This window comes from Pelomonas parva (assembly GCF_043555835.1).
In the GTDB taxonomy this organism is placed as follows: Bacteria; Pseudomonadota; Gammaproteobacteria; order Burkholderiales; family Burkholderiaceae_C; genus Pelomonas; species Pelomonas parva.
In genome coordinates this window covers 13,468-30,768 of sequence record NZ_JBIGHV010000018.1, presented here as the reverse complement: position 1 = coordinate 30,768, position 17,301 = coordinate 13,468, and the positions used below count along the sequence as shown (strand labels likewise).

Genomic DNA, 17,301 nt, shown 5'->3' with positions numbered 1-17,301 from the left:
CGCCGCCAAACTTCTTGGACAGCACGGTCGCGATCGCTGCCGTCAGCGTCGTCTTGCCGTGGTCAACGTGACCAATCGTGCCCACATTGACGTGCGGCTTGGTCCGTTCAAACTTGCCTTTTGCCATCTTGCGCTCCTGAGGCGAACCCGTTGAAACGAGTAGAAAAAGAGAAAAGTTGTGGTGCCCTTGACGCGGATCGAACGCGTGACCTCTCCCTTACCAAGGGAGTGCTCTACCACTGAGCCACAAGGGCATCGGCACGGGTTTGACGCCAAATGAAATGGCCGGCAAACCGGTATCGACACTGACCAACCAAGCCGCCCTGAATGGAGCGGGAAACGGGAATCGAACCCGTGTCATTAGCTTGGAAGGCTAAGGTTCTACCATTGAACTACTCCCGCCCTGGGAGCCTGCATGCCTTGCCTCGACTGCAAAGTCTTGGTGGAGGAGGCTGGATTCGAACCAGCGTACGCTATGCGGGCAGATTTACAGTCTGCTGCCTTTAACCACTCGGCCACCCCTCCTGAGGCAAGCCCGCAACTATAGCACAGGGCGCGGCAGGCACAACAGGGCCACGCGATCGAGTTTGCCGAACTCCATGGCACCGGGTCGACAAGCATCAAGCGACACAGACCCCGAGGCATCCGCCCCTCCTCAGCGGACCAATTCAGGACCAGACCCATCCGCACGGCCTCGCCGGTCACCCTCCCGAGCCCACACCCCGCTGCGCAGCGTCGTCGCGACGCAACGAATTCACGCCAATTCGATGCCAATTCAATACCACCTTGCGCAGCCAAAGTGCTCACTCATGGAGCTACGCCCCCATGAAAGTCACCCATCCGCTGCAACACCCGGGGAAATCCCTCATTAGAAATTGGTAGCAAAGTGGATTTATCAGTCGTTACAGTGGCATCGCACTGGTTGGATCGCTCCCGTCACAGAAGGAGCAGCAACCGGACCGAAGGTGGTATGCAAACAAGCAAGCCAGCGCCACCGCCCCGATTCATAGGCCACAACGAGGATCAATCCATGAAGGTCAAGCAGACCCCCATCTCGCAGGCGGTGTTCATCGCGCTGCTTGGCGCCAGCGGCGCCGTGCTGGCGCAGCAGGCCCAGCCCAACCAGCAGCTTGAAGCGGTCGTTGTGACCGGCATCCGCGCCTCGCAAGAGAAGTCGCTGAGCGTCAAGCGCAACGCCGATGCGCACATCGACGTCATTTCGGCCGAGGACATCGGCAAGATGCCCGACAAGAACGTGGCCGATTCGCTCGCCCGCATCCCGGGCGTGACGGTGCTGAACAGCCCCGCCGGCGGCTCCGGCGGCTTCGACGAGCGAGATCGCGTCGGCCTTCGCGGCACGAACCCCAGCCTCACCCAGACGCTGGTCGATGGTCACGGCATCGCCAACGGCGACTGGTTCGTCCTGGACCAGACCGGCGCGGGCGTCGGCCGCAGCGTGAGCTTCTCTCTGCTGCCGTCCGAACTGGTCAGCCGCGTCGAGGTGCGCAAGAGCTCCGAGGCGTCCCTGGTGGAAGGCGGCACGGCGGGCTCGGTGAACATCATCACCCGCCGCCCGCTGGACTTCACCAAGACGCTGACCGCAGAAGTCGGCCTGGGCGCGGTCTATGCCGATCTGCCGAAGAAGACCGACCCGCAGTTGTCGGCGCTGCTCAACTTCCGCAACGAGGCGCGTACCTTCGGCGTCATGGTGCAGGCCTTCTCCGAACAGCGCAGCCTGCGCCGCGACGGCGTGGAAGCGCTGGGCTACATCAACAAGCTCGACGCGACCACAGCACCGGCCCTGGTCGCCGCGCGCCCGGACCTGAACGGCGTCTTCACGCCGGACCTGATCGGCGCCGCCCTCTTCACGCAGGAGCGTGAGCGCAAGGGCGGCCTGATCCGCGCACAGGTCAAGCCCAACGCGGACTTTGACCTGGTCCTCACAGCGTTCTCGTCGAAGATGGATGCGGACAACTACAACCGCAACTACCTGATGGCGCCTCGCGGCGGCTTGCTCAACACCGCGACCATCTCGGACTATGAGGTCAAGACCGACAGCAACGGCAACAAGACGCTGACCAAGGCCACGTTCAACTGGGCCACCCCGTCGACCGCCGGCTACTACGACATGATCAGCCGCAAGGCCTCTGCCGAGACCGGCTTCGTCAGCGTTGACTCCCGGCTCAAGGTGAATGACGCGCTGACGTTCACGGCCAATGCCGGCACATCGAACGGCAAGGGCAAGACGATCAGCCAGGACGTCGTCGAACTGGCGATCGTCAGCTCACGTGCCAGCTACTCGCTCAACGGCACGGACACCGCGCCGTCGTTCAGCTTCACCAGCCCGACGACGCGCGCCGACTGGATCTTCGGCGCGCAGAACGTGGTGGTGCACGACAAGGAGTCGTGGGCGCAGATCGACGGCGAGTACGAGCTCGACGCCGGCATGCTCAAGACGCTGAAGTTCGGCGTGCGCAGTGCCCAGCACAAGCGCTACACCGACCCCATCGTGGCCCAAGGCCCCGGCTGCGCCACGGGCACACCGTACCGCGCGGCGGCGTTCGACTGGAGCATGCCCAGCGCCTGCTCGGTGCCCGGCCCGGGCGGCGCCGCGGTGGACGCCCCGCAGAATTCCTTCTACACGTTGCCGGCCTTCGGCGGCAGCTATCCGAGTAACTTCGGCAGCGGCCTGGGCAGTGGCTTCCCCACCAACATCCCGTTCATCACCGCCGACGCGCTCGCGGACTACAACCGCCGCGTGACCAACCGTGACCCGGTGGTGCGCCGCTGGGCCGAGCAGGAGTACTCGGTGAAGGAGAGCACCACGGCGGCCTACGTGCAGGGCGCGCTGGAAGGCAATGGCTGGAGCGGCAACGTGGGCCTGCGTGCGGTCCGCACCACGCAGAAGTCCAGCTCGTTCCGCGCCACCCTGGCGGGCGAGACACCGACCATCACGGGCTCGGCGTTCGGCAACTACAACGTCACCACGTCTGACCTGACCTACACCGACTGGCTGCCCAGCGCCAGCGTGCGCATCGACGTGCGCAAGGACGTCGTCGCACGCCTGGCGGTGAACCGCACCCTGACGCGAGCCGACTACACCGCGCTGTCCGCCTACACCGCCCTCAACACCACGGGCATGTTCCTGGACAACAACGTGGTGGGCGGCGGCACGGCGGGCAATCCGCAGCTCAAGCCGGTCCGTTCGACCAACTTCGACGCCAACATCGAGTGGTACTTCGCGCCGCGCGCGTTCGTCTCGGCGGGCGCCTTCCTGATGGACATGAGCAGCTACATCACCGATGGCACGTTCCGCGCGAACTACCCGGCGCTGCTGACGAACACGAACCAGGTCGGCGGCAACCCGCAACTGGTGAATCGTGAGTTCCTGGTGACGGGCCCGACCAACCGCAAGGCGACCGTCAAGGGCGTGGAGTTCGCGTTCGAAACGCCGATCGCTGCGAACTTCGGCGTGATGGCCAACTACACCTACGCGGACGGCGAGGACGAGACCGGCGACGTGCTGCGCGGCAACGTGAAGAACTCGTTCTCCATGGGCGGCTTCTTTGAGAACGAGCGTTTCTCGGCGCGCGTGAACTACAGCTACACGGACGACATCTTTGTCGGCAATGACCGTGGCACGAAGTACTTCCAGAAGGGCACGGGCGTGCTGTCCGCCTCGCTGGGCTACAAGTTCAGCGATAACTTCAGATTGAGCCTGGACGGTCAGAACCTGAACGACCCCAAGCTGAAGTACTACGCCTCGGAACTGCAACCGCGCGCCATCTACCGCAACGGCAGCCAGTACTACCTGACCGCCCGCGTCAAGTTCTGATGACGGCCGGCACCACGGAATCCTCGGGTTCCGGCGGTGCCCGTCTCTGACCAGAATCAACAGGGAGCGTGGAGTCCACGCTCCCTTTTTCATTGGGCACATCATGAGCGAGACCGCCACCGTCATTGACCCCTACGCGCCCGCACGACCCCTGGGCGGCAGCACGGACGCGCCCCCGCCGGTGCGGCATGTCTGTATCGTCGGCGGCGGTTCGGCGGGCTGGATGACCGCGCTGTCGCTGGCCACCACGGCCTACGGTCCGCGGCTGAAGGTGACGGTGCTGGAGTCGCCCCAGGTCGGCATCATCGGCGTCGGCGAGGGATCGACCCCTTGGTTGCGCCGCTTTTTTGAGACCCTGGGCATCGCGGAGTCCGAATGGATGCCGGCCTGCCACGCCACGTACAAGAGCGGCATCACCTTCGAAGGCTGGTCCAGCAAACCCGGCTTCGAGCGCTACTTCCACCCGTTCGTGTCGATGCTGGACAACATGACCATGCAGCCCTTCGTCGACAACGTGCACGCACGGCTCGACGGCGCAAACGTGCATGCCCACCCGGACCGCTTCTTCGTCGCCGCCGCGCTCGCACGCCAGGCCAAGGGGCCGCGCGCGCGGGCCGACTTCCCGTTCGACGTCTGGTACGGGTATCACTTCGACGCGACGCTGCTGGGCCAGTTTCTCGCCCGCAAGGCCGCCGACCGCGGCGTGACGCACCTGCAACGCCATGTGAACCAGGTGCTGCTGGACGAGCACGGCGACATCGCCGGCCTGAAGCTCGACGACGGCGAGACCTTGTCTGCCGATTTCTTCGTCGACTGCACCGGCTTCGCCTCGTTGCTTAACGGGCAGGCGTTGCAGACGCCCTTCATCGGCTTCGGCGAGAACCTCTTCAACGACGCCGCCGTCGCCATGCCGACGCCGCTGGACGGCCCGCTCGAATCACAGACCGTCGCCACCGCACTGCGCCACGGCTGGGCGTGGAAGATCCCGCTGACGCGCCGCCAGGGCAACGGCTATGTGTACAGCAGCGCACACTGCTCGGCCGACGAGGCGGAGACCGAACTGCGCCGCCACCTCGGCGTGCTGGACGCGGACATCCCCGCCCGCCACCTCAAGATGCGCGTTGGGCGGATGGAGAAGATCTGGCACCGCAACTGCGTGGCGATCGGCCTGTCGCAAGGCTTCATCGAACCGCTGGAAGCCACCGCCCTGCTCTATGTGCAGGTCACCGCGGCCATGCTCGTGGAGGTGCTGGAGAAGCGCGCCCTCGGGCCCGAGGCGCAGGCGCAGTTCAACGAGGCGATGCGGCAACGCTTCGAGAACACGCGGGACTACATCGTCGCGCACTACAAGACCAACTCACGGACGGACACCGCGTACTGGCGAGCCAACGCGGAGAACATGCAGCTGTCCGAGTCGCTGAAGGGCGTGCTGATGACCTGGATGTCACGCAAGCCGCTGGTCGCGGGCCTGAAGGCGGGGCGCTTCGGCCAGGGCTACCCGGCCGTGTCCTGGTACGCGCTGCTCGCGGGCATGGGCGTCTTCCCCGACGCCGAGGACCTGGCGCCCCCGACCGCCGAACAGGCCCGGCACGACCTGGCGGCCGTCGATCACTTCATCGCGCGCAGCGTGCGCCATTTCCCTGATCACCGCGCGCTGCTCGCCGACATCCCGCCCGGCAACAGCCACCAGCTGCTGCAGAACTACGCCTGGTAGCCGGAGTCCCTCGCCCCCCTAGGCCCGCGTCAGCATGTCGATGAGCTGCCGGCGCACGGCGGCGTCGCGGTCGGCATCGAGGGGGCCGAACAAGTGCCGCTGATCCGCCGGCAGATGCGCCAGCCCGTCGCCGCGCGCACCGAACACGTAGTGGTGGAACAAGGCCCGCCAGCCCTCGCGCTCGCCGTCGGGCAGGTGGCGCAGCGCCAGCATGGCCAGGCGCAACGCGGCCAGATGCAGGTCATCCGGCCGGCCCGGCGCGGCCTCGGGGCGCCACCAGTAATTCATCAGGACGTTCAGCTGCGGCGCCAGCGCCTCGACCTGGTGGAACCACAGCGGCGGGATGTAGAGCGCATCGCCCGGCGCCAGCTCGGCGACATGCGCCTGCTGCAACGCCTCGGCCACCAGCGGAAAGCGCGCCGGGTCGGCCCCGTGCAGGTCGGGGACGACCGACATCGGAGCGGGCGTCGGCGCGTAGTCCGGCGGCCCCAGATAGAGCAGCGGCGCGCAGGCCGGCGGCAGCAACGTGAAGCGCCGCCGCCCGGCCGCCACGCAGGCCAGGTTGTGCGAATCGTCGAAATGCGCGGGCACCGTGGCGCGGTTACCGATCCAGATGCGCGGCGCCACCGTGGCGTCCAGCAGCGGCAGCGCATTGGCCAGCTCCAGGCCCGGCAAGGCCTGCGACACCAGCGCACTCTGCACCGCCAGGCTCGGCGGCTCCGGGAAGTGGCTGTAGCGCCAGAGCTGCTCGAACAGCGCGGCGAACGGCCGCTGGTCATGCGTGAAGTTGAAGCCGGCCAGGTCCGGCCGGTAGCTGAACGCGCGCGTCGCATCGGGCTTGGCGAGCACCGCGTCCACCGGCTGGCCGCCGTCGAAACCTATCAGGTACTGCAGACAAGCTTCCAGGCCCGCCCGGCCCTGCGCCACCAGCGGCCAATGGGCGGCCACGCCGCGCAGCACGACGGGCTCGTAGCCCGGCACCACCTCGCGCTCGAAGCGCTCGCGCGTGATGCCCTGGATTTCCTTCATCGGCTGCATGGCCTGCCCTCAGTGCCGCCGCGCCAGCACGCCCTGCCAGGCGGAAGGAATATGGGCGGCCGGGTCGACATCACGCTGCACGACGTAATGCCCGAACATCGCCGCCCAGGCGTCGCGCTGGCGCGTGGGCATGGCATTGAGCACCTGGAGGGCCTGCATCAGCGTGACGGCAGGGGCGGGCAGCTGCGTATCGCCCGCCACCGGCCACCAGTAGTTGACGAGCAGGTTGACCTTCTCCAGCGCCTCGACCTGGTGGAACCACAGCGGCGGGATGTAGAGCGCGTCCCCCGGCGCCAGGTCGGCGACAAGGGCCGAGGCGAGCGCCTCGCGGTAGCGCGGGTAGCGCTCGAAGTCCGGCGCCTTGGGATGCACGACCGAGATGGGCGCGCCGGACGGCGTGTGCTCCAGCGGGCCGATGTAGAGGTTGCCCACCTGCGCCGGCGCGAACAGCGTGAAGCGGCGGCGGCCGGCGACGGCACAAGCCAGGTTGTGGGGGTGGTCGTGGTGCACCGGCACCGTCAGTGCATTGCCCAGCCAGAAGTTGGGCACCACGCCGGGCAATGCCGGCAGCGGGTTCTCGTCCAGGAAGCCCGGGATGACCTCGCTGACCTTGGCGCACTGCGCGGCGATAGAAGGCACGCCATCGGCCGGCAGATAGGCCTGCAGGTGGGCCATGAACTCGGCCAGCCCCATGCGTGCCTTGACGAAGGCGAAGTCGGTCAGCGCCTCGTTGTAGCCCATGACGCCGCGAGCCGCCGCGCGCGTCTTGGTGGCCATGACCTCCACGCCCCGGTCGAAGCGGCGCAGGTAGTCGCAGATCGCCAGCGGCGCGTCAAGCCCGGCGCGCACGGCCGGCCAGGCAGCCACCAGGCCCTTCAGCAACACGGGTTCGGCGCGCTGCTCCAGGCGCTCCTTCAGCTGCGACTCGTCAGCCGCCAACCAGCTCTCAACCGGGCTCATCACGCGACTAGACCTTCCAATACCAGCCGCGTCGGTCCAGTGCCCAGACGATGACCGCCCAGACGGCGACGAAGGCGATCGCAAAGGCCAGCGACTGCGCCTGCGGCCCCAGCGCGGCGCCAACCGGCGCAAACCCCTTGCCGTACAGCGACCCCATCCAGCCACTGGCCGCCAGCAGGACGCTGCTGACCCATCCGCCGGCAAAGGCGCCGATGGCGTTCAGCCCGAAGGCACGGCCCAGCGGGTGGTGGCCGAGGCGATCCACCCAAACATGCGCGGCGGCCAGCGCCACGGCGGCGAGGCCGCCGGTGAACAGCACGAAGGACGACGTCCACAAGGGCTTGTTGAGCGGCAGCCAGCCGGACCACCACCAGCCCACCAGCGCCGCCGCCACGCCCGTCAGCAGCACGGCACGCGGTTGATCGCGGCGCAGCAGGTCGCCGCACAGCAGGCCGAACAACGTCGTGGCGACGGCGCCCAGCGTGGACAGCAGGCCCTCGGGGTCGAAGGCGATGCCGGTGGCCGGGTTCCATTCATAGGCAAAACGGCCCAGCACGGCGGTATCGATGCGCTGCTGCAGACTGCCCAGCTTTTCCAAGGAGCCGCCGCCGAACTGCAGCACCGCGCCGTACCCGGCCAGCAAGAGGACCAGCAGCGCCCACTGCCCACGCACACGCAGGTGCACCGCCACCAGCCCCACGGCGATGAAGCAGATGCCGATGCGCTGCAGCACGCCGAAGATGCGGAACTCCGGCTTGTTCAGCAGCCACCAGGCCAGCGCATGCAGCGCCAGGCCCAGCGCGACGATGCGCAGGCCGCGCGCGATCACGGCCGCGCGCAGCGGCCCGGGCGCGGCGCTCTGGCCCACGCGCGGGCCGATGGCCAGCGCCGTGGACACGCCGACGATGAAGAGGAAGAACGGAAAGATCAGGTCCGTCGGCGTGCAGCCATGCCAGGGCGCATGCAGCAGCGGCGCGTAGACATGGCCCCAGTCGCCCGGGTGGTTGACGAGCAGCATGGCAGCGACGGTCAACCCGCGCAGGGCGTCTACCGACGCAATGCGCTGAGTGGTGCCACCCATTTCAGTTTTCCAGTCCATTGAACCTCGGGCCGAGCGCCGGGCCGTTCCCAAGCCGGCCCGTCTGGCGATGTGCGCGCCGGTCGAACCGGCACGCATCGCCGTCCCCTCGGGGGACCGACCAGGTTTGCCCGCGTTCAGCGGGGCAAGACTGGGCGAGGGGCACGTTCATCGCCTCATGGTGTTCATCGCGTCCAGTATCTCGCCGTTGTCCTGGGTCAGCTCCCATGCAAACACGCCTGCCATGCCGGCCTTCTTGGCGAACGCCACCTTGGCGCGCACGGCGCGCGGGTCGTCGTAGCCGACGAACTTGCCATCACCCACCATGGCCCAGGACTGCGTGGCCTGGTCGAACACTGGCTTCAGGCCCTGCTTGCGCAGCGCGGCAACGTCCTTGAACGCGATCGAACCATCGGCGTTGGGCCAGGGCTTGGCATACGTGCCGTCCGCCTTCACGCCGTCGAAGCCGCGCGCATACATCGCGACGCCGGCCACCAGCTTCTCCACCGGCACGCCCTCGGCCTTCAGGTTGGCGACATGCAGCTCCAGGCTTTCCGCGCCCGGCCTGGCGCTGCGCAGCGCCGTGTGGTTGCCGGCGTGCTTGGTCCACGGGCCGGTGAAGTCGTAGGTCATCATGAAGACGAGGTCCAGCGACTTGGCGGCCGGGCCCATGGGCATGCGCACCAGTTGCTCCTTGGTCGTGTTGATGGCGACTGTCAGCGCGTAGCGCTTGCCGGTCTCGCGGCCCAGTGCGTCCAGGCCCGTGCGCAAGTCCTGCAGCAGCTGCACGAAGTAACCGCCGTCGGCCGGGCTGCCCAGTTGCACGCCATTGGACGCGCCGTTGTTGCCGGGGTGCTCCCAGTCGATGTCCAGGCCGTCGAAGCCCGGGTGGGCGCGCAGCCATTCCACCGACGACTTCACGAAGGCGGCGCGGCCCTCTGGCGTGGCTGCGAGATGGAAGAACGGGTCCGAGCCGCCCCAGCCGCCGACGGAGGCCAGCACCTGCACCTTGGGGTCGCGCTGCTTCAACCGCTGGAAGGCGGCGGAGAAGGTGTCCTGATCGGCATGCGGCGCGATGCTGAAGCCGGGCTTGCCGGCGCAGGCAGCGGCCTCTTGCTGGCGCTGGCCTTCGCCGCAGATCAGCAGGAAGGCATAGAGGATGTGCGTGACGCGGCCGGGCTTGAGCTGCTCGACGACTTCGACGCCACGCTCGGCCAGGATATAGGTGCCGACGACGGGCGCTGGAGCAGCTGCCTGCGCCTGCACGACGGCGGCGGCCAGCGCCAGGGCGGCGATCAAGGTCTTCTTCATAGGTTGCACTCGCTGGTCAGGCCCATGTCGGGCACGGTGTCTTGGCGGGCCAGGCCCTGCTTGCGCAGCGCCTCGGCGCGGGCCTGCATGGCGTCGGGGCTCAGCGTCTGGCCGGCCTGGTGCAGCACCCAGTCGACATCGAAGTCGTACTCGCGCGGCGCGCCCGCCACGGCGCCCAGCGCCAGCCAGTGGTTGAAGCTGATCGCCATCGGCTTGCTCGGCACATTGCGTCCGGTGTGCACGCCCATCAACCTGCCGTTGACGAAGTGGCGTGTCAGCGTGGCCTCGACCTGCACCGTCAGCAGCTGCCAGCCGTCGTGCGAGCCCGGCACGATGGACGACTGATTGAACGACTGCCAGGGGTCGACGCGCACGGTCTGCCAGCTGACGCCGTAGAGCCGCGTGTCGGGGCTGCCCCAGCCGCCGTGGGGCAGGTATTCGAAGTCGACCTCGCTGAAGTCGGGGTCATAGTCGTGCTTGAGCGGGCTGGCCAGATAGAAAGCCTGGACGATGGGGTCACGCGAGCCGGGCGTGTCGCGCAAGCGCACACGCGCCGTCGTCGTGCCGATGAAGAACTTGCGCGCCGCGCAGAGCTGGGCCAGCGTCGTGTTGGGTGGCGTGCCGTCGGTGGAGAGCTTGAGCTTCAGCAGGCCGTCGGCCAGCGTCAGCTGGCTGGTCGAGAAGCGCGCGCCGGGCAGGCCGGGGTGGCCGCTGCCGTCGCGCAGCACCCAGCCGCTGTTGCGCAGCGCGGCCAGGTCCTTCTGCGAGAAGTCGTCGAAGAACTCGCCGCCGGCAAAGGCTGGCGCGGCGAGCAAGGCGAGCAGTAGCGCCCTCATGCCGGCACCCCCTCTGCAGCCAGGCTCGTGCGCTTCATCGGCACCCACAGCAGCAGCGCCAGGGCCGGCACGCCGCAGACCAGCGTCCACAGGAAGAAGTGCTGGTAGCCCATCGCGATCTGCACGTCGCCGCTGATGGTCTTGCTGAGGATGAAGCCCAGTTGCATGACGCCCGAACCCAGCGCGTAATGCGCCGTCTGGAAGCGCCCCGGCGCCACGACTTGCATGATGTACAGGATCATGCCGACGAAGCCGAAGCCATAACCCGCCATTTCCAGGCCAATGGCGGCGCCGATGGTCCAGATGGACGTCGGCATCGCCAGGCTCAGGCCCCAGAACACCGCGTTGGGAATGGCCATCGCCAGCACCAGCACCGGCATCGCGCGCTTGAGCCCCAGCCACGACGTGAAGTAGCCGCCGACGATGGAGCCGACGAGAAACGCCGCCGTGCCCACCGTGCCGTAGACGCCGCCGACCTGCTCGCCCGTCAGGCCCAGGCCGCCCTTGTCACGCGCCTCGATGAGGAACAGCGGGCCGATGGTCTGCACCTGGCCTTCGGCGAGGCGGAACAGCACGATGAAGATCACCATCTTCCAGATGCCGGGCTTCTTCAGGAAGTCGGCCACGATCTCGGGCAGCTTGACCGGCTCGCTGGAGACGCGCTGCGGGTTGGGCAGAGCCTTGGCGTTCCACGCCGCCAGCAGCGCCAGCAGGCCGGCCAGCAGCGCGAAGATGACGCTCCAGGCGTTGAACACGCCCATGCGCGTCTCCAGCCGCCCGGCCAGCACCATCAGGCCGCCCAGCGTCAGGAACTTGGAGGCGTTGAAGAACGCGCCCTGCCAGCCCGCGTAGGCGGCCTGGCGCTTCTCGTCCAGCGCGCCCATGTAGAGGCCGTCGCAAGCGATGTCGTGCGTGGCCGAGGCATAGGCCAGGAAGAACAGCACGGCGATGCTGAGCGCGAAGAAGTTGCTGGCCTGCAGCGCCAGCGCCAGCAGCCCCAGGCCGACGGCGCCGCTGAACTGCATGGCCACGACGACCATCTTCTTGCTGCGCGCCAGCTCCACCAGCGGGCTCCACAACGGCTTGAAGGCCCAGGCCAGGCCGATGAGGCCGGTCCAGCGCGCGATCTGATCGTTGGCCACACCCATCTGCTTGAACATCAGGCCGGCGATCAGCATGACAACGAAGAACTGCAAGCCCTGTACGAAATACAGGCTTGGAATCCAGCGCATCGGCGATTTCGTTTCCATCACTGCAGTCCTTGCGGCGCGCGGCCGGTGGCTTGTGAGCGGCCTTCGAGCCATGACTTCAGGCCCGCCAAAGCACCGGCCGAGAAGCCCCAGGTCAGCACGGTCGGGCCGGCGACGTCGAGAGCCTGATACGGGTTCCACAACGACAGATGCAGGTCGGGCCGCCACTCGCTCGCGGCCAGTCCATAACGCGCCCGTCGCGTGGACACCAGCACGTTGACGCGGCCGTCCTTGGGCACGCGCGTCCAGTCCAGCTGGGCGATGTCGTCGACCATCTGCACCTGAGCGTCGCTGAAGGCCTCGAACAGCGCGACGGCCTGGCGGCCGGTGGGGCCGGCCTCCGAGACCATGTCGGTGGGCACGTCGCCTTGCACGATGACGCGGATGGGCGCATTCAACGCCGGCGGCATCGCGCCACGCAGCGTCGTCAGGCCGGCGGCCCAGGCCTCGGCCATCAGCACGTGGTCGGAGGCACGGGCGGCGCTGTCGTCCACCACGCGGGCCGGGTAGGCGGCGGCGAGCGTGTCCAGCCGGCGGTTGGCCGTTTCGCCCTGCTCGGGCGTCAGGCGGCCGCTGTCGAAGGCCTGGCGCAGCGCATTGATGGCGACGAGTTGCTCGGTCAGCGAGCCTTGGGCCAGCACCATGTCGGCGCCGGCCTCGATGGCCATGACCGCGCTCTTGGCGTAGCCGAAGCGCTCGGCCACCGCCTTCATCATCAGCGCGTCGGTGATGACGACACCGTCGTAGCCCCAGTCCTGGCGCAGGATGCCGCCGATCAGCTGCGGCGACAGCGTGGCCGGCCGGTCGGGGTCGATCTGCGGGTAGACGATGTGGGCCGTCATCATGGCCGGGGCCTGCGACGCCAACGCCTTGAACGGCGCCAGTTCCAGCGCGTTCAGCTCGGCGCGCGACTTGTCGACGGTGGGCAGCGCATGGTGCGAGTCCACATGCGTGTCGCCATGGCCGGGGAAATGCTTCACGCAGCAGGCCACGCCGGCCTTCAGCGAGCCGCGCATCCACGCGGCGGCCAGGCGGCTGACCTCCACCGGGTCGTTGGAGAAGCTGCGCTCGCCGATGACCGGGTTGGACGGGTTGTTGTTGACGTCCAGCACCGGCGCGAAGTTCCAGTTGATGCCCAGCGACTTCAGGCCGCGCGCCACCGCCGCACCCACGGCCTCGGCGCGGTCAGCGTCGCCGCTGGCGCCCAGCGCCATCGCCGACGGCGGCTGCGGCAGGAACGTCACGCGCACGACGGCGCCGCCCTCCTGGTCGATGCCGATCAGCGCCTCGGGACCTAGCACGTCGATCAGGTCGCGCATCAGTGCGCGCACCTCGCTCTCGCTGCCGATGTTCTTGCGGAACAGGCAGACGGAGCGGATCTTCTGCTCGCGCAGGAAGGCGGCGGTCTCGGCGTCGAGGCTCTGGCCCGGGATGTCGACCATCACCAGGCGGCCGGGATCGAAGGTGCTCATGGCGGCTGTCTCAATGTGTTTTTGTGACCTTGGCGAGATTCGGGGGCACGTCGGGGTTGAAGCCCCGTGCGCGCGCCAGCGCCTCGACCATGGGATAGAAGCTCTGCACGAGCGCGATGGGGTCGAGGTCCTCGTTGCCCGTCGTCACCAGCGGCAGCTCGGCGCCCGGCGTGCCGATGGGGGCGGCCAGCAGCACGCGGCCGCCGCGCGAACGCATCTCTTCGGCAATCGCCAGCAAGCCGGCCTGGGCCGGGCCGCGCGGCGCGAAGATGAGCAGCGGATAGCCGTCGCGCACCAGCGCCATCGGGCCGTGCTTGACCTCCGCGCCCGAGAAGGCCTCGGCCTGGATGCCGCAGGTTTCCTTCAGCTTGAGCGCCGCTTCCATCGCGACGGCCAGGCCCGTGCCACGGCCGAGGACAAACAGGCGCTCGGCGTTCTGCAGCACCGGCAGCGCGGCGGTCCAGTCCAGCCTGGCGGCCTGCTCCAGCGCGATGGGCAGCACGTTCAGCGCGGCGCGCAGCGCGTCGTCCTGCTGCCAGGCGGCGACGACGCGTGCGCCGGCCACCAACTGGGCGATGTAGCTCTTGGTCGCGGCCACGCTCTTCTCGGGGCCGGCATGCAGCTCGAAGACATGCTCGGCGGCAGCGGCCAACGGCGAGCCGCTGGCGTTGACGAAGGCCACGGTACGCGCGCCGCCGTCGCGGAAGAACTGCGTGGGCGCGATCAGGTCGGGGCTCTGGCCGGACTGCGAGAACGCCAGCGACAGCAGGCCCTCGCAGTGGATGCGGCTCTGGTACAGCGTGATCAGCGACATGGGCAGCGACGTGACCAGCCGACCCAGCCGCGCCATCACCAGATAGGCGAGGTAGTGGGCCGCATGGTCCGAACTGCCGCGCGCGATCGTCAGCACGCTGGTGGGTGGCACCTCCTGCAGGGCCTGGCCCAGGCGGGCGTAACTCAGCGGGTCGGCCGCCAACTGGCGGGCCACCACGTCAGGCGCACTCAGCGCCTCTTCAAGCATCAGCGACGACATCGATCTCTTCACCTTCCACAAACACGCGCCGCAGCTGAAGCCCGGCATCCATGACGACCACATCCGCCCACGCGCCGGCAGCGAGCCGCCCGCGGTCGGGCAGGCCCAGGTATTCAGCCGCCGCAGTCGACACGCGGCGCGCGGCGTCCGGCAGCTCCAGGCCCAGCACCTGCACGAGGTTGCGCAGCGCCTGGTCCATCGTCAGCGCGCTGCCGGCCAAGGTGCCGTCGGCCAGGCGCACACCGCCCAGGCACTTCTGCACCGCGTATTCGCCCAGGCGGTACTCGCCATCGGGCATGCCGGCGGCAGCGGTCGAGTCGGTCACGCAGAAGAGACCCGGGATGCAGCGCAGCGCGACGCGGATGGCGCCGGGGTGCACGTGCAGCAGGTCGGGGATCAGCTCGGCATGCTGGCCGTAGGCCAGCGCCGCGCCCACCATGCCGGGCTCGCGGTGGTGCAGGCCCGTCATGGCGTTGAAGAGATGGGTGAAGCCGGCCGCACCCGCGTTCAGCGCGGCCACGCCGTCGTCGAAGCTGCCGGCGCTGTGGCCGATCTGCACGCGGATGCCGGCGTCGCGCAGCGGGCCGATCAGCGCCAGGTGGCCGGTCATCTCGGGCGCGATGGTCAGCACCTTGATGGGTGCGAAGTCGTTCAGCCGCATCACCTCGGCCAGCGTCGCCGGGATGGCATGCGCGGGCTGGGCGCCGAGCTTGTCGGGGCTGATGTAGGGGCCTTCCAGATGCACGCCCAACACGCGCGCCGACTGCGCACCGCGCTCGCGGCAGACGGGGCCCAGCGCTTTCAGCGCCGCCTCGATGTCGCCGACCGGCGCGGTCATCGTCGTGGCCAGCAGCGCTGTCGTGCCGTGGCGGGCATGGCGGCGGGCAATGGTGGTGATCGCATCATCGCCTTCCATCGTGTCGCGGCCACCGCCGCCGTGCACATGGGTGTCGATGAAGCCGGGCAGCAGGATGGGCCGGCCGCCCTCGCCGGCGCGTGCGGCGTCGATGGGCGTGCCGCCCACGACCGCGATGCGGCCGTGCGCGATGTCCAGGTAGCCGGCGATCACGCCGTGCGGCGTGACGATGTCGCCTTCGAGTCGCAGCTTCATCAGTCTCGACGCATCTCGGCCACGAAGTCGTAGTAGTCGCTGCGGCAGTACGAATGCGTCAGCTCCACGGCCTGGCCCGAGGCCAGATAGCCCACGCGGGTGATGAACAGCACCGCCGCCCCTAACGGCACCTCCAGCAGACCGGCCAGCTTGGCGTCCGCATTCAGCGCGCGGATGTGCTGCAGCGCGCGCACTGGGGCGCGGTCGCCGAGGTGGGTGTACAGCGAGGCCTCGACCTTCTGCGGGTCGGGCAGCGCCGACTGCGGCAACACTGACACCTCGTAGGCCATGACGACCGAGTCCGCCAGCCGCAGCCGCTCCAGGCGGGCGACGCGCTCGCCGCTCTTCAGCTCCAGCGACAGTTGCTCGTCGGGTGCTGCCGGCGTGAAGCCGCGCGCCAGCCAGCGCGAGCTGGGCACGAAGCCGCGCTGGTGCAGTTCTTCCGAGAAGCTGGTCAGGCGCGTCAGCGGCTGCTCCAGCTTGGGCGCGATGTAGTTGCCCGAGCCGCGCTTGCGGATGATCAGCCCCTGCTCCACGAGCCGGTCGATGGCCTTGCGCGCGGTGACGCGCGACAGCGCCAGCTGCTCGGCCAGCACGCGCTCGCTGGGCAGCGCCTCGTCGGCGTGGAAGATGCCGTCGCGGATGGCCTGGGCCAGGCTTTGCGCCAGTTGCATATACAAGGGCGACGCGGCGTTCGGGTCGGGCTTGAAATCGAAAACACCGCTCATGCGTTTGTCTCTCGTTGTTGGATCAGCCACAGCGCGCCGGCCGTGGCATCGCCCTGGGGTTGGACGAGGCGGGCCTGCAGGGCGGGGCTGAGGCGGTTGCCGAGCCGCAGCGCGATGCTGCCGGCCAGCGCCATTGGCAAAGTGGGGTGCAGTGCCACGGCGAGTGCATCGAGCGCACGTGCTGCGGCGTCGAGCAGCGCAGCGGCCGCCGGGTCCGTCGCCTCCGCCTCAAAGACGAGGCGCGCCAGGCTGGCGTACCCGCCCTGCCCTGCCTGCGCGCAGAACGCCAGCAGGTCCTCGCGGCTGGCCCCGGCGACGGCGTAAACGCTGTCAGCCAGCGCACCGCGCGCCGCACGGCGGTCGTAGGCGGCCTGAGCGATCTTCATGGCCTGCTGGCCCAGCCAGGCGCCGCTGCCCTCGTCACCGATCTGCCAGCCCCAGCCACCGGTCATGCGGTGCGAGCCATCCTCCAGCAGCGCCTCGGCCACGGAGCCGGTGCCCGAGATCAGCAAGCCACCGGGCCGGCCGCCATGCGCGCCCAGCAGGCCCGCAAAACCATCGGTGACCAGCGCGAAGCGCGCGACGCCTGGGTCGGCCGTGACGAAGGCCTGCAACTGCGCCGGCACGCCCGTGCCCGACAGGCCCAGGCCCAACGCACAGTCCTGCAATTGCAAGCCAGGAATGGCGGCACGTTCGATCGCCTGGGCAATGTGACGCCAGGCCTGTTCGACGCCCTGGTTCAATGCCGACGCGCCAGCCTCGCCGCGACCCAGCACCTGGCCGGTCGCATCGGCCACCACGGCGCGCGTGCTGGTGCCGCCGCCGTCGACACCGACCCACCAGCGGGCAACACGGCCGGCGTCGCGGCAGGTCAACAGGGAGGGATCGAGAGCAAGCGACATGGTCGACGGGAAGTTGTCGATACCACTCTAATA

The 17,301-nt window shown here is 68.7% G+C and carries 14 protein-coding genes and 3 tRNA genes; 2 read left to right on the top strand and 15 right to left on the bottom strand.

Annotation, left to right across the window (positions count from 1 at the left end; genetic code table 11):
* From ACG00Y_RS28585 to ACG00Y_RS28570, 4 genes are all read right to left on the bottom strand, one after another.
* Positions 1-127, bottom strand: a 127-nt coding sequence (locus ACG00Y_RS28585) for a GTP-binding protein (RefSeq protein WP_229427325.1), incomplete at its 3' end; no start/stop codon positions are given.
* A 52-nt stretch (positions 128-179) separates the two neighbouring features.
* Positions 180-254 (bottom strand) — tRNA-Thr (locus tag ACG00Y_RS28580).
* Positions 255-328: 74 nt separating this feature from the next.
* Positions 329-402, bottom strand: a tRNA-Gly gene (locus tag ACG00Y_RS28575).
* A 38-nt stretch (positions 403-440) separates the two neighbouring features.
* Positions 441-525 (bottom strand) — tRNA-Tyr (locus ACG00Y_RS28570).
* A gap of 505 nt (positions 526-1,030) precedes the next feature.
* On the opposite strand from ACG00Y_RS28570, the gene ACG00Y_RS28565 reads away from it, so the two are divergent.
* Both ACG00Y_RS28565 and ACG00Y_RS28560 read left to right on the top strand, forming a co-directional pair.
* Positions 1,031-3,835, top strand: a complete 2,805-nt coding sequence (locus ACG00Y_RS28565; protein WP_394485034.1) for a TonB-dependent receptor — start codon at positions 1,031-1,033, stop codon at positions 3,833-3,835.
* Positions 3,836-3,938: 103 nt separating this feature from the next.
* Positions 3,939-5,549, top strand: a complete 1,611-nt coding sequence (locus ACG00Y_RS28560) for a tryptophan halogenase family protein (RefSeq protein ID WP_394485032.1) — start codon at positions 3,939-3,941, stop codon at positions 5,547-5,549.
* A gap of 18 nt (positions 5,550-5,567) precedes the next feature.
* Here the strand turns inward: ACG00Y_RS28560 and ACG00Y_RS28555 are convergent, their stop codons facing one another.
* The 11 genes from ACG00Y_RS28555 to ACG00Y_RS28505 form a co-directional block, all read right to left on the bottom strand.
* Positions 5,568-6,587: a cupin-like domain-containing protein gene (locus ACG00Y_RS28555; protein WP_394485030.1), complete on the bottom strand. Its 1,020-nt coding sequence runs from the start codon at positions 6,585-6,587 to the stop codon at positions 5,568-5,570.
* Positions 6,588-6,596: 9 nt separating this feature from the next.
* Positions 6,597-7,547, bottom strand: a complete 951-nt coding sequence (locus ACG00Y_RS28550) for a cupin-like domain-containing protein (protein WP_394485029.1) — start codon at positions 7,545-7,547, stop codon at positions 6,597-6,599.
* Between the two features lie 7 nt (positions 7,548-7,554).
* Positions 7,555-8,628, bottom strand: a complete 1,074-nt coding sequence (locus ACG00Y_RS28545; protein ID WP_394485027.1) for an acyltransferase family protein — start codon at positions 8,626-8,628, stop codon at positions 7,555-7,557.
* A gap of 165 nt (positions 8,629-8,793) precedes the next feature.
* On the bottom strand, positions 8,794-9,936 hold the full coding sequence (locus ACG00Y_RS28540) for a glycoside hydrolase family 18 protein (protein WP_394485025.1): 1,143 nt from the start codon (positions 9,934-9,936) through the stop codon (positions 8,794-8,796).
* Positions 9,933-10,772: a glycoside hydrolase family 16 protein gene (locus ACG00Y_RS28535; protein ID WP_394485023.1), complete on the bottom strand. Its 840-nt coding sequence runs from the start codon at positions 10,770-10,772 to the stop codon at positions 9,933-9,935. Before ACG00Y_RS28535 ends, ACG00Y_RS28540 begins: the two co-directional genes overlap by 4 nt.
* The gene (locus tag ACG00Y_RS28530; RefSeq protein ID WP_394485021.1) at positions 10,769-12,022 is read right to left on the bottom strand and encodes an MFS transporter; all 1,254 of its coding nucleotides are present in this window, start codon (positions 12,020-12,022) and stop codon (positions 10,769-10,771) included. The genes ACG00Y_RS28535 and ACG00Y_RS28530 overlap by 4 nt, the downstream gene beginning before the upstream one ends.
* Positions 12,022-13,494, bottom strand: a complete 1,473-nt coding sequence (gene nagZ / locus ACG00Y_RS28525) for a beta-N-acetylhexosaminidase (protein ID WP_394485019.1) — start codon at positions 13,492-13,494, stop codon at positions 12,022-12,024. The genes ACG00Y_RS28530 and nagZ overlap by 1 nt, the downstream gene beginning before the upstream one ends.
* Before the next feature lie 10 nt (positions 13,495-13,504).
* Entirely contained in the window at positions 13,505-14,527 is a 1,023-nt protein-coding gene (locus ACG00Y_RS28520) for an SIS domain-containing protein (protein ID WP_394485017.1), read from the bottom strand.
* Entirely contained in the window at positions 14,508-15,638 is a 1,131-nt protein-coding gene (nagA, locus tag ACG00Y_RS28515; protein ID WP_394485015.1) for an N-acetylglucosamine-6-phosphate deacetylase, read from the bottom strand. Before nagA ends, ACG00Y_RS28520 begins: the two co-directional genes overlap by 20 nt.
* The gene (locus tag ACG00Y_RS28510; RefSeq protein WP_394485013.1) at positions 15,638-16,366 is read right to left on the bottom strand and encodes a GntR family transcriptional regulator; all 729 of its coding nucleotides are present in this window, start codon (positions 16,364-16,366) and stop codon (positions 15,638-15,640) included. Before ACG00Y_RS28510 ends, nagA begins: the two co-directional genes overlap by 1 nt.
* The gene (locus ACG00Y_RS28505) at positions 16,363-17,268 is read right to left on the bottom strand and encodes a glucosamine kinase nucleotide-binding domain-containing protein (protein WP_394485011.1); all 906 of its coding nucleotides are present in this window, start codon (positions 17,266-17,268) and stop codon (positions 16,363-16,365) included. Before ACG00Y_RS28505 ends, ACG00Y_RS28510 begins: the two co-directional genes overlap by 4 nt.
* Positions 17,269-17,301: the final 33 nt, after the last annotated feature.